This window comes from Vibrio mediterranei (assembly GCF_900088415.1).
Taxonomy (GTDB): Bacteria; Pseudomonadota; Gammaproteobacteria; order Enterobacterales; family Vibrionaceae; genus Vibrio; species Vibrio mediterranei.
In genome coordinates this window covers 187,932-199,671 of sequence record NZ_FLLQ01000009.1, presented here as the reverse complement: position 1 = coordinate 199,671, position 11,740 = coordinate 187,932, and the positions used below count along the sequence as shown (strand labels likewise).

11 protein-coding genes, 1 tRNA gene and 1 rRNA gene are annotated in these 11,740 nt (G+C 44.4%); 3 read left to right on the top strand and 10 right to left on the bottom strand.

The window, feature by feature from the left end:
* The 5 genes from VME0621_RS21880 to VME0621_RS21860 all read right to left on the bottom strand — a co-directional run.
* Positions 1-117 (bottom strand): 16S ribosomal RNA (locus tag VME0621_RS21880); the annotation flags it as partial.
* Positions 118-717: 600 nt separating this feature from the next.
* Entirely contained in the window at positions 718-1,968 is a 1,251-nt protein-coding gene (locus VME0621_RS21875; RefSeq protein WP_038230913.1) for a cyclic di-GMP phosphodiesterase, read from the bottom strand.
* Positions 1,969-2,098: 130 nt separating this feature from the next.
* Entirely contained in the window at positions 2,099-2,875 is a 777-nt protein-coding gene (locus VME0621_RS21870; protein WP_062463000.1) for a hypothetical protein, read from the bottom strand.
* Between the two features lie 36 nt (positions 2,876-2,911).
* Positions 2,912-3,868: a hypothetical protein gene (locus VME0621_RS21865; RefSeq protein WP_062463003.1), complete on the bottom strand. Its 957-nt coding sequence runs from the start codon at positions 3,866-3,868 to the stop codon at positions 2,912-2,914.
* Between the two features lie 249 nt (positions 3,869-4,117).
* Positions 4,118-4,202 (bottom strand) — tRNA-Leu (locus tag VME0621_RS21860).
* A 192-nt stretch (positions 4,203-4,394) separates the two neighbouring features.
* Between VME0621_RS21860 and VME0621_RS21855 the strand changes: the two genes are divergently transcribed.
* Positions 4,395-4,868, top strand: a complete 474-nt coding sequence (locus VME0621_RS21855) for an RDD family protein (protein ID WP_062463006.1) — start codon at positions 4,395-4,397, stop codon at positions 4,866-4,868.
* Positions 4,869-4,936: 68 nt separating this feature from the next.
* On the opposite strand, the gene pgi is transcribed toward VME0621_RS21855, so the two are convergent.
* A complete protein-coding gene (gene pgi, locus VME0621_RS21850; RefSeq protein WP_062463009.1) occupies positions 4,937-6,589 on the bottom strand; it encodes a glucose-6-phosphate isomerase in 1,653 nt (550 codons plus the stop codon).
* Positions 6,590-6,894: 305 nt separating this feature from the next.
* Here pgi and VME0621_RS21845 point away from each other — a divergent pair, with 305 nt between their 5' ends.
* Positions 6,895-7,317 (top strand): secondary thiamine-phosphate synthase enzyme YjbQ, encoded by a 423-nt coding sequence (locus VME0621_RS21845; RefSeq protein ID WP_038230922.1) that lies wholly within the window; start codon positions 6,895-6,897, stop codon positions 7,315-7,317.
* 181 nt (positions 7,318-7,498) lie between these two features.
* Here the strand turns inward: VME0621_RS21845 and alr are convergent, their stop codons facing one another.
* Together alr and VME0621_RS21835 are read right to left on the bottom strand one after the other, a co-directional pair.
* Positions 7,499-8,590 carry an alanine racemase gene (gene alr, locus VME0621_RS21840; protein ID WP_081875910.1) on the bottom strand — a complete coding sequence of 364 codons (1,092 nt, stop codon included), beginning with the start codon at positions 8,588-8,590 and terminating at the stop codon, positions 7,499-7,501.
* 12 nt (positions 8,591-8,602) lie between these two features.
* On the bottom strand, positions 8,603-9,997 hold the full coding sequence (locus tag VME0621_RS21835) for a replicative DNA helicase (RefSeq protein WP_006075652.1): 1,395 nt from the start codon (positions 9,995-9,997) through the stop codon (positions 8,603-8,605).
* 177 nt (positions 9,998-10,174) lie between these two features.
* Here VME0621_RS21835 and VME0621_RS21830 point away from each other — a divergent pair, with 177 nt between their 5' ends.
* Positions 10,175-10,945 (top strand): DUF481 domain-containing protein, encoded by a 771-nt coding sequence (locus VME0621_RS21830; protein WP_062463012.1) that lies wholly within the window; start codon positions 10,175-10,177, stop codon positions 10,943-10,945.
* A 67-nt stretch (positions 10,946-11,012) separates the two neighbouring features.
* On the opposite strand, the gene rplI is transcribed toward VME0621_RS21830, so the two are convergent.
* Both rplI and rpsR read right to left on the bottom strand, forming a co-directional pair.
* Positions 11,013-11,465 carry a 50S ribosomal protein L9 gene (rplI, locus tag VME0621_RS21825; RefSeq protein ID WP_031493946.1) on the bottom strand — a complete coding sequence of 151 codons (453 nt, stop codon included), beginning with the start codon at positions 11,463-11,465 and terminating at the stop codon, positions 11,013-11,015.
* A 34-nt stretch (positions 11,466-11,499) separates the two neighbouring features.
* Positions 11,500-11,727, bottom strand: coding sequence for a 30S ribosomal protein S18 (rpsR, locus tag VME0621_RS21820; protein ID WP_000090472.1), 228 nt, complete (start codon positions 11,725-11,727; stop codon positions 11,500-11,502).
* Positions 11,728-11,740: the final 13 nt, after the last annotated feature.

Sequence of the window (11,740 nt, the reverse complement as noted above, 5' to 3'; positions counted from 1 at the left end):
CGCCGCTCGACGCCGTTAACGTCACCCGAAGGGTCAGTTAACTCGTTTCCGCTCGACTTGCATGTGTTAGGCCTGCCGCCAGCGTTCAATCTGAGCCATGATCAAACTCTTCAATTTAAGATTTTGTCGGCTCAATGAATACTGACTTTAAACTACCTTAGTAATCTAAAGCTATTATCGTTCCAACAGAACGATAATGAATTGACTGTGCCAAGTCTTTTGACTTGATTGGTCACTCAGTTCATTGAAAACCTAATTTGATACCAAAGTATCTAATTTGATTATCATCAACGAGTGCCCACACAGATTGATAGGTTTATATTGTTAAAGAACATTCTCTTCAGAACTCTGCGTTTCGCTTTCCGTTTGAAGAGGCGGCTATTCTAGCGAGATGATTCTCAGTGTCAAACACTTTTTTCTAATTATTTTTGATTTTTTCAAATCTAACTAGAAGACCATCTTGTCGGCTGAATGCCTTACTGACTCTTGCCTTGAACCCTTGTGGGCTCTGCCGTGTCAGTGAGGACGCATTATAGAGATCCGGATCACATTGGCAAGCGTTTTTTAAAGAAAATCTTTAAAAATAGGTCATTTGTAACTTTATTGACCAATAATGGCTAAAACAGAACGTTTTTCACTCATTAATCCTTTAACTTACCCCATATTGCATCTTGGTAAAGCCTCAGATGTCTGTTACACGTACGAATTCTATAGTAACTAATGAGCGTTATTGTCTTCAAAGTAGTAAGAAATTCGAGCTCGTGGGTTTAAGTATTCCCGAATCTCTTCTGGCAGCCTATCAGGGTGAATCACTGACTCCACTTTCAGCTCCTTCTCTTCAAGTGGAATGATGGGAGCTTGCAGTTTAGGTACGGTAGGATCGTAGATGAGTACATTCGGGCACAGTAAATTACCACTATTAATAGAAACGACGAGACCGACCATCTCATTAGAGAGTTTGACTACCGTACCAGGAGGATACACCCCCATATATTTAATAAGAATGTTTAGGTTTTCTTGGTTATACAACGCCTTTGTATGCTTATATAGATAAGACAAGGCGGTAAAAGGAATCTTTTTCTCACTCGGTATTTGGTGATGACATAGGTTATCAAACGCATTGGCAACAGAAATTATTTGTGCGAACGCATCAATTTCATCGCCTTTGAGACCCAACGGATAGCCACTGCCATCCAACAACTCGTGATGTTGTTCGATGACGGTAATGACTTCTTGAGGCAGTGTATCCATCATACCAGCGATGTTGCTACCATACTTGGTGTGAAGTTTTAGGTAGTTAGCTTCTGGCTCCGTGAGCGGCGTAGTTTTTCTCAAAATTGCCGGTGGAATCTTCACTTTACCAATATCATGAAATAGTGCAGAAAGCGCTACTAGTTTGATCTCCTCGGCCTCTAATCCCCTTGCTTTAGCAATCATCATAGACAGCACCGAAACATTTAAACTGTGAAAGTAGATGTCTTCAAATTCACTTTTACTGCCCATTAAGTGCAAGGTCACTTCATCTTCAGATAAGAGAGTATCGACAATATCATCTACTAACAAACGTGCTTCTTTCGTCGCTTGTTCTGGCCGACTTCTGAGTTTGGCCATGACATTTCTAATTCGAGCCAAAGAGCGATCAAACTCTTTTTCGCAACGAGAAACTCTTCTTCGATATGCGCTTAGTTGTTCTATACGCCTTTGCTTTTCTTCCCAGAGTAGATCCGAGCTTGCTTGAACATAAGCATTAGGTTTTTGAGAGGCTTGTTGAATAGGGAGCGGTAAAACATCACTTAAATCAGGGTTAACGTGGACGTACTTCACCCCTAACTGCTTAATAATGTGTACCTGCTCTTCTGATTTAATCTTAAAAACATTAAATAGAAACGGGTGGTCATTCCATTTGAGGGGAAGCCGGACATGAAGCCCAGGCTGAATTCGGTCCACTGAAATCTTGATACTTGCCACAATCCAACTGCAACTGACTGTAAAACACTCAGCGAGTTTAAAGAACTTCGTGCGCTAATTCATCTAATTATTATTAAAGTGTGACCAAATAATAAATTTGTAAACTAGCGCCTTTTCTATTGAGGGGACGCTACTCTTGCTCTTTTTCGCGATTACTAAGAATAGCCGCAATTCTAGGATCTAGCGATTTACCATGTTGCTGCTCAAACTCTTCTCGCTTGAGATCAACGAGGTTTTTCACAGAGTGCTGAGCAAGGCCTTTTGGCACTTCTGTCACTAACTTGCCCTTCTCTTGCAAGCTCATCGCCTCACGATAAAACTCTTTAAAGCGACGGACAATCAGAGATTGTGGCAATCGACGAAGCTCATAGCCTTTGTTTTGCATAATCCACTTTTCCAGTTGATTATTGGGCTCTTTATTAACAACACGATTCAAAGCTTCCAAAGACTCTGATTCTGTAAGCTGAGTCTTGAGCAATGTCAATTCACCCATAATGGGTGGCCATTTTTCGCCAGCTTGAAGTCTCTCTCGGCAATGCTGCATGACACGCATTAACTCCGCTTCCGTTAAGCTATCTGCAAAATCGAGAAAACGTCCTGTTGGGCGTCGCCCGTAAGACTTAATCCACGTCGACTCATAAATACTCAGTAATGTACCGAATATATAGTTACACCAGTCACTAGGTTGACGTTCTTGTTCGACCTCGTTGATGCTTAAAGCCTGAGACGATGGCGAAGTTGTCGTTGAGACTTGAGTCGACTGCGGCTCACGGCGACCCTTATCAACTTTTGGAGTAACAGCATTAGAAGCCTTTAAGTGCTCAAGGCTACCATTGACCCCCATTTCTCTGAGTTTCTTTTCCATTGTGCCAAAATCAACGTTTTTTGGCTTATTGCTGTTACTCATGTCTATTACCTATGTAAAGTGTGCACGCTGCGAGTCTTAAAAATTCGGATTCTTACCTTGTCCTCGTAAGTACTCACGAAACTCTTCTGAAGGACTCACATCACCAGACTTATTTGATGTTTGGTAAGATTGGCGACGTCTTTCTTCTGCTTGCTTACGTCGATCTTCCGCTTGTTTCTCGTTAACAATCCACAATCGAAGTTTATTAAGCATTTGAGTGACATTGGTGTACTCATTTGCTCGGGTTTTGTAGTAAACCACAAACTTTTCCCAGAACAAGTTAGGATCAATCTCAAGTCGAGAAAAAGCGATCGTCTGCGACGCCCAGTCTGGTATTTCAAACTCATTGAGATCATGAGTTGATAAATATTGGCTGTTGGTGGCAGGCTGCGACTCTTTCTTACTAGAAGAAAACCCACTACTTTTATCCTTACGATAATTGGGTTGCTGCTCGCCAATCACCGCTTGTAAACTTCCCGAGCGTTTCGAGTATTCTAGCCAATCTTCTAGCTGACGCGCCAAACGAGTGATATTCGTGGTGTTCGTCCCATGTTCACGTACAAAGTTTTGCCATACGCTGTCTCTGCTATTCGGCGGTACTTTATAGAGATCAAAGGAGGGTACTGCCCAACCTGGAGCACTCGATTCTTGCATCGTCGTAACGCGAGATGGCTGACGGACAACTGGAGCGGCACTTGAGGTTTCAATCACTGGCAATCGATTTGGTTCAGAACTTGCCAAAGTAAAGTGATGCCTTTGCCCTTGGGGGGTAGGTTCAACCTGACCTTTGGTCAACAACCCCTTATTAGCAAGCGCAGTAAGCACATCTGCTAGCCCAAACTCTCCAAGTAAGCACTCTTTAGCAACATCTGACAGTGCAAAAGCCACATTCCCATCATTGCCGGAAATATCCGCTAACTTTAATAGTACTAACTTCTCACTAGCTGTGATGTCAGTTTGTTGCCAAGCAATATGGGTAAATTTTGCACTCACAGTAATTCTCCTATCTGTTACCTAGATTCTAGCGCTTCGACTGGTCATAAACAAACAGAGAAAAAGTGACCTTTGAGATTGGAACAGTATCAACGCTTATAAACGAGATCTATCGTCAGTAGTTGGTAAGAGTTCGAAAAGAATGGGCTGCTGGATATGAGTCAGCTTGCTACAACGTGTTGGGCGTATCTCAAGGTTTACATCTCGCAAAACGACGAAAGGCCGCTTAAATAAGCGACCTTTCTAATATGGTACCGGTGGGCGGACTTGAACCGCCACGCCCGAAGGCAACGGATTTTGAATCCGTCGTGTATACCAATTTCACCACACCGGCATCTTGGACTGATGTCCTTTGATGTTTGGCATTATACGTAAGCTCTCGTTGCGTGCAACAACAAAACGCTGAATATTCTATTGTTTGCTGATATTTTCGCCACAATGTGATGCTATTCGGGCAAAGAGGCTTTCTTCACGTCGATAGAATCGCTATCCTGTGGCCAGTTTTGGTTATTAAATGATGTATTCAATGGAAACTCAATCTCTTCCACCAGCGGGCTTTTTCAGACGACTTGGGGCGCTGTTTTATGACAGCTTAATTATACTTGCGGTTGTGATGATGGCCGGTGGCGTTATTGTGGCAATCATGGAAGCGTTGGTCGCGGCAGGGCTAATGAGCTATGCACCGTATGCCGATGCCAGTGATTTTCTCGGCAGCCATCCCTTTTGGAGCCCTGTTTACACCGCTTACCTAGCGTTTGCGTGGATTTACTTCCTTGTGTTCTTCTGGACTCGCGCCGGACAAACATTGGGAATGAGAGCTTGGAAGATTGAGCTTCAAAACTTAGATGGTGGACGCATTACCGTGACTCAAGCGCTAATCCGTATCGCTACATCCGCGTTTGGTTTAGCAAACTTGTCGGTTCCTATCGACCCTCAAAAGCGAGGGTTTCATGATATTTGGGCGAAGACCAAGGTAGTTGTTTTACCTAAAGCAAAATAAACAACGATAAATATAAAAAAGGTGCCTTTCGGCACCTTTTTTATTACAAACGGCTTAGCAGACAAAAGTTAAGCTTTGTATGCTTTAAACGCGTTGATTAGACCATTAGTCGAACTGTCGTGAGAAGTTACTTCACTGTCGTCAGCTAGTTCAGGTAGGATTTGGTTAGCCAGTTGCTTACCAAGCTCTACACCCCATTGGTCAAAGCTGAAGATGTTCCAAATAATACCTTGAGTGAAGATCTTGTGCTCGTACATCGCGATTAGGTTACCTAGAGTACGAGGTGTGATCTGCTTCACTAGGATTGAGTTCGTTGGACGGTTACCTTCAAAAATCTTAAATGGTACAAGATCTTTGACTTCTTCCGCTGTCTTACCTGCTTTTGCAAACTCAGCTTCAACCGTCTCTTTAGACTTACCGAATGCAAGTGCTTCAGTTTGAGCAAAGAAGTTAGACATTAGCTTCTGGTGATGATCACTCACTTGGTTGTGAGAGATAGCAGGCGCGATGAAATCACATGGGATCAGCTTAGTACCTTGGTGAATTAGCTGATAGAACGCGTGTTGGCCATTTGTGCCTGGCTCACCCCAAATAATAGGACCAGTTTGGTAATCAACGGCTTCACCATTGCGGTCAGTGAACTTACCGTTAGACTCCATGTTGCCTTGCTGGAAGTATGCAGCAAAGCGGTGCATGTATTGGTCGTAAGGCAGAATCGCTTCAGATTCAGCACCGTGAAAGTTGTTGTACCAAATACCGATAAGTGCAAGTAGTACTGGAATGTTGCTTTCTAGATCAGTTTCAGCAAAGTGCTTATCCATCTCATGAGCACCAGCAAGAAGCTCAACGAAGTTATCGAAGCCTACAGCTAGAACGATAGATAGACCGATTGCAGACCAAAGTGAGTAACGACCGCCGACCCAATCCCAGAATTCGAACATGTTGTCAGTATCGATACCAAACTCAGAAACTGCAGTTGCGTTAGTCGATAGCGCAGCAAAGTGCTTAGCCACGTGAGCGTCATCTTGAGCCGAAGCTAGGAACCAATCGCGAGCAGAGTGCGCGTTAGTCATCGTTTCTTGAGTAGTAAATGTCTTAGAAGCAACCAAGAATAGCGTTGTTTCTGGATTTACTTTCTTAAGAGTTTCAGCGATATGTGTACCATCTACGTTTGACACAAAGTGCATGTTCAGATGGTTCGTGTAAGGCGCTAGCGCTTCAGTCACCATGTAAGGACCAAGGTCAGAACCACCGATACCGATGTTTACTACGTCAGTGATCGCTTTACCTGTGTAACCTTTCCAATCACCAGAAATAATGCGCTCAGAGAAACCTTTCATCTTCTCTAATACCGCGTTTACCGCTGGCATAACGTCTTCGCCGTTAACCATGATTGGTGTGTTGCTACGGTTACGTAGTGCAACGTGAAGAACAGAACGACCTTCTGTTTGGTTGATTGTGTCACCAGCAAACATGGCTTTGATTGCGCCTTTAAGCTCAGTCTCGTTCGCTAGAGCAAATAGGTTCTTCATTGTTTCATCGTTGATTAGGTTCTTAGAGTAATCAACAAGAATGTCAGAGCCGAAGCGCGTAGAGAATTTGCCAAAGCGGTCAGCGTCTTGTGCAAATAACTCTGCTAAGTCCATATCTTGCGCAGATTCGAAATGCGCAGTCAGTGCTTTCCAAGCTTCAGTTTGCGTTGGATTGATGTTTTTCAACATGGTCTCTATCCCAATTTTTAGTCGGTTTTATTCCCAATCCCCCCAAGGAAAAGGAACCCCCAGTTTAGCGAATAATTAACAGTATATTCTAAATACAGCCCAGTGCCTTTTTAGGTTCACTAGACGTTACAAACTTGTCTGTGGTTTACAAAGTGTAGACTTTGTTTTCGTAATAATTTTTCAGGCGTAATTATGAACCAGAGCCATTGCACTCACCTTGAGTTAGGTCACGTAACGGTTCACAATATAAACAAAATAGGTAAACACCCTACCATTAAGCAGCACTATAATACATAGGAGTGATTATGTGGCAACAAAAGACATTGTACCTCAGCGCTAAGGCTCGCGGTTTTCATCTGATTACTGATGAAATTGAACAACAACTGCCACAGTTACAAGACTACTCTGTAGGTTTACTACATCTCTTCATCCAACATACCTCAGCCAGTCTAACCTTAAATGAAAATGCCGATCCGACGGTACGTAGTGATATGGAAAGTCACTTCAATCGCTATGTCCCAGAGAATGCACCTTATTACAAACATACGTACGAAGGCAGTGACGACATGCCTGCTCATATTAAGAGTTCTCTTCTTGGAGCGAGCGTGACCATTCCAATTAGCCAAGGACAATTAGCTTTGGGTACATGGCAGGGCATTTACTTAGGTGAACATCGAGATTTTGGTGGGGAGCGACGAATTATTGCCACGTTGCAAGGGCAGATTTGAGGTTAGAACCCTTGCGATGCCTTGGATGGCTAACTCCTAGTCTGCCTGTTGTGACGAGGCAGACAAGGTTGGTTTGAAGACAGCTGAGGGTAGGTCCCTGCCTGCGCAGGGATGACAGTACTAGGGTTCGGTCCAATGCTTGGGCTCGGTATTGAAGTTCGGTATCGAATAGAGACCGACGTCACTTCGTACTGCTATAACTCATTTCAACGCGGGAAGTGAGCTTAGTCACCAGCTCATAAGCAATAGTACCAATGTGCTCGGCGACTTCTTCAGATGGGAGCGCTTCCCCCCATAAGATGGCTTCATCGCCCACTTGATCTAAGGCATCTGGACCTAGGTCAACAGTAAGCATATCCATCGATACTCGACCAGCGATTGGTACTTTACGACCATTCACCAGTACCGGTGTGCCATTTGGTGCTGTACGAGGGTAACCATCACCATAACCAATCGCAATCACCCCTACTTTAGTGTCTCTATGGCTGGTCCAAGTCGCCCCGTAACCCACACTTTCGCCTTTCTTTACATCGCGTACAGCAATCAAGTGAGACTTTAGAGTCATGACAGGCTTAAAGCCCATATCGGCTGCTGTCTTATCTCCAAAAGGGGATACTCCATACATAATGATACCTGGACGCACCCAGTCTAATCGACTTTGCTGCCACTCAAGTAGGCCAGCTGAGGCTGCCATAGAGCGCTCCCCATTGCAGCCTTCTGTTAGTGACAGAAACAGCTCTATTTGCTGTTGAGTCATGGTGTTATCAAGCTCATCGGCACAACCGAAATGGCTCATATAACGTAGCGGTTTAGCCACGTTATCACAGCGATGTAAACGCTCGACGAACTCTTGGTATTGTTCTTCACGAACGCCTAGACGGTGCATGCCGCTATCCACTTTAAGCCAAACAACGACCGGAGTTTCTAGCTCTGCCTGCTCTAGTGCATCGAGCTGTTCATAACAATGCACCACCGTTTGAATATTATTGGTCACCAACACCGGGAGATCATTGGGTGAGTAGAAACCCTCAAGCAGTAATATGGGTTTCACCACACCGCTTGCTCTTAGCTGCAGCGCCTCTTCGATGCGAGCTACCCCAAATGCATCCGCACCCGTGGCATTTTTAGCAATGTGTCTCAAACCATGACCATAACCATTAGCTTTGACTACCGCCATGACTTTGCTATTCGGCGCTTTCTGTTTAATGCATGCTAGATTGTGCGCCAGCGCATCCAAATTAATGTGCGCTGTCGCTGCTTTCATATAACTCATACGTCTGCCCTACTACTCTTCGTCAAACGCAGGACCTGCGTAGTTATCAAAGCGAGAATATTGACCTTGGAAGGTTAAGCGAACCGAACCGATAGGACCGTTACGCTGCTTACCGATAATGATTTCTGCAATCCCTTTTAATGCACTGTCAGGGTGATAAACCTCATCACGATAAATGAACATGATTAAGTCGGCATCCTGCTCAATAGAGCCCGATTCACGAAGGTCTGAGTTAACTGGACGTTTATCGGCACGCTGCTCCAAGGAACGGTTAAGCTGCGACAAGGCAACAACAGGAACATTCAACTCCTTCGCCAATGCTTTAAGTGAGCGTGAAATCTCAGCGATCTCAAGGGTACGGTTATCAGAGAGTGACGGTACACGCATCAACTGAAGGTAGTCCACCATGATAAGGCTAAGGCCACCGTGTTCGCGAGCAATGCGTCGAGCACGAGAACGCACCTCGGTTGGGGTCAAACCAGAACTGTCATCAATGTACATGTTCTTTTTCTCCATGAGCATACCCATGGTCGTTGAAATCTTCGCCCAATCCTCATCATCTAATTGACCAGTACGGATCTTAGTTTGGTCAACACGAGACAGCGACGCCAACATACGCATCATGATCTGTTCGGCAGGCATCTCCAAGGAGAAGATAAGTACTGGCTTATCATCCGACATCGCCGCATTTTCACATAAGTTCATCGCAAATGTCGTCTTACCCATCGATGGACGTGCTGCGACAATGATAAGATCCGAACCTTGAAGGCCAGCCGTTTTCTTATTTAAGTCATTGAAGCCCGTAGTCACCCCTGTCACACCATCTTGTGGCGTTTTATACAGGATTTCGATTCGTTCTAGTGTTTTTTCAAGTATGTTATCGACATTTTGAGGGCCTTCATTCTCGCTGGTTCTTTCTTCCGCGATTTTAAAAACCTTACTCTCAGCCATATCAAGCAGATCTTCAGACGAGCGACCTTGTGGGTCGTAACCCGCATCAGCGATCTCGTTGGCCACACCAATTAGATTTCGTACCAGAGCACGCTCAGCAACAATATCCGCATAAGCATTGATGTTTGCTGCACTTGGGGTGTTTTTCGCTAGATCGGCAAGGTAGGCAAATCCACCAACATCGTCCAACTGCTCTCGCAGTTCAAGGAATTCAGATAAGGTAATCAAGTCAAGCGGCTTGCTCTCTTCTAACAGAGCTTGAATGCCTTCAAAGATTAGACGGTGAGGACGACTATAGAAATCACTGCTGATCACCTTCTCGGCAACGGTATCCCATCGTTGATTGTCTAACAACAGACCACCCAGTACAGACTGCTCCGCTTCCAATGAATGAGGAGGGACCTTCACTGATTCCACTTGAGCATCTTTTACTTTTTGATTTCGGATATCCGCCATGACTCTACTCGATAACACATTATGACCAGACATTATATACTCAACTAAGTGTGGGCTAAAGCAAAGAAAACGCGACTAAAACGAGGATTACTCCTTCAAAATTTGACCTATTGCTGACGATGGTCGAATATGCCACACATATAATCCCGAACCCCGTATCCGCTCCGAGAGGTTTTTGTGTCAAAGAAGGTACTTTTTGGTCTAGTATTGCTTGCTTCGCCTGCGATCTATGCTGAAGAATTTCTCCCGCCAAGCGACACGGAAGACTCGCCACCCTCACCACTTCAGTCCGAAGTGGAATTTGGCTATCAAGCACACTCGGGCAATACCGACTCTCAATCACTTAATGCGCGTGTTGCTGCGGAATATACCGAGGGACGCCATCGTACCAGTGGGGAATGGAAATATTACCAACTCTATAAAGACGGTGATGAAGATAAAAATCAGCAGAACTATTTATTGCAAACTGACTACAAGTTAGGCCCTAAAGCGTATTTGTACGGAAACTATAACGGCTTCTCTTCACTTTATAGCTCATATTATGAAGATCATACCGTTTCAGGTGGTTTAGGTTATCAGCTCGCCAATCGAGACAATTTCCTGTTTGAAGTCGAAGTCGGTCCGGGTTTTCGTTATCAAGAACCTAATCTTGATGAGATAGACGATAAAGACATTATTTTTAAGAACGTGGTTAAAGAAGCTATTATTCGAGGCAACATCAATTTGATTTGGAAGCCTTTGGATACTCTCACCGTCGGTACCAAGCTGACCGCTACATCTGGTAAAAGTAACACCCGTTTTGATACAGAATTAAATGTCACCAACGCCATTACTGAAACCATCGCGTTAAAGCTATCTTATGACAGCCAATACCACAGTAAAGTCCCTAGCCCTACTCTAAGCAAGCGCGACTCTATTTTCACCGTCAACCTGCTGTTTAGCTTCTAACCTTATAAAAAATGCAAAAAAAAACACCAGCCGAAGCTGGTGTTTTTCATTGTTCTTCTGACTGAGATTACTCAGCAGCAACAACTTGTAGGTTGATAGCAGCGAAAACTTCAGAGTGAAGTTGGATGCTGATTTCAAACTCACCAGTTGTGCGTAGAGCACCTTCAGGTAGGCGAACTTCGCTCTTAACTACTTCAACGCCAGCTGCAGTGATTGCATCAGCGATGTCGCGAGTACCGATAGAACCGAATAGTTTGCCTTCGTCACCAGCTTTAGAAGCGATAACAACAGCTTCTAGAGCGTTAACTTTCTCAGCACGAGCTTCAGCAGCAGTTAGTTGCTCAGCAACTTTAGCTTCTAGTTCAGCGCGACGAGCTTCGAACATTTCAACGTTACCTTTAGTAGCCATTACTGCCTTACCTTGTGGGATAAGGAAGTTACGAGCGTAACCAGATTTAACGTTAACTGTATCGCCAAGACCACCTAGGTTACCGATTTTATCAAGTAGAATAACTTGCATTGTTTAATTCCTCTATCTAAATAAACGGTGCCGATTACTGATGCTTATCAGTGTATGGCAGTAGAGCTAGGTAGCGTGAACGCTTGATAGCGCGCGCTAGCTGACGCTGATATTTAGCGCTTGTACCAGTGATACGGCTAGGTACGATTTTACCAGCTTCAGTGATGTAGTTTTTAAGAGTTGCTACGTCTTTGTAATCAATCTCTTGTACGCCTTCTGCAGTGAAACGGCAGAATTTACGACGACGGAAGAAACGAGCCATGGGCTATCTCCTG

Coding starts and splice junctions, on each gene's coding strand:
- VME0621_RS21870 (WP_062463000.1), bottom strand. CDS start 2,875: ATGAGTAACAGCAATAAGCCAAAAAACGTTGATTTTGGCACAATGGAA.
- VME0621_RS21855 (WP_062463006.1), top strand. CDS start 4,395: ATGGAAACTCAATCTCTTCCACCAGCGGGCTTTTTCAGACGACTTGGG.
- pgi (WP_062463009.1), bottom strand. CDS start 6,589: ATGTTGAAAAACATCAATCCAACGCAAACTGAAGCTTGGAAAGCACTG.
- VME0621_RS21845 (WP_038230922.1), top strand. CDS start 6,895: ATGTGGCAACAAAAGACATTGTACCTCAGCGCTAAGGCTCGCGGTTTT.
- alr (WP_081875910.1), bottom strand. CDS start 8,590: ATGAGTTATATGAAAGCAGCGACAGCGCACATTAATTTGGATGCGCTG.
- VME0621_RS21835 (WP_006075652.1), bottom strand. CDS start 9,997: ATGGCGGATATCCGAAATCAAAAAGTAAAAGATGCTCAAGTGGAATCA.
- rplI (WP_031493946.1), bottom strand. CDS start 11,465: ATGCAAGTTATTCTACTTGATAAAATCGGTAACCTAGGTGGTCTTGGC.
- rpsR (WP_000090472.1), bottom strand. CDS start 11,727: ATGGCTCGTTTCTTCCGTCGTCGTAAATTCTGCCGTTTCACTGCAGAA.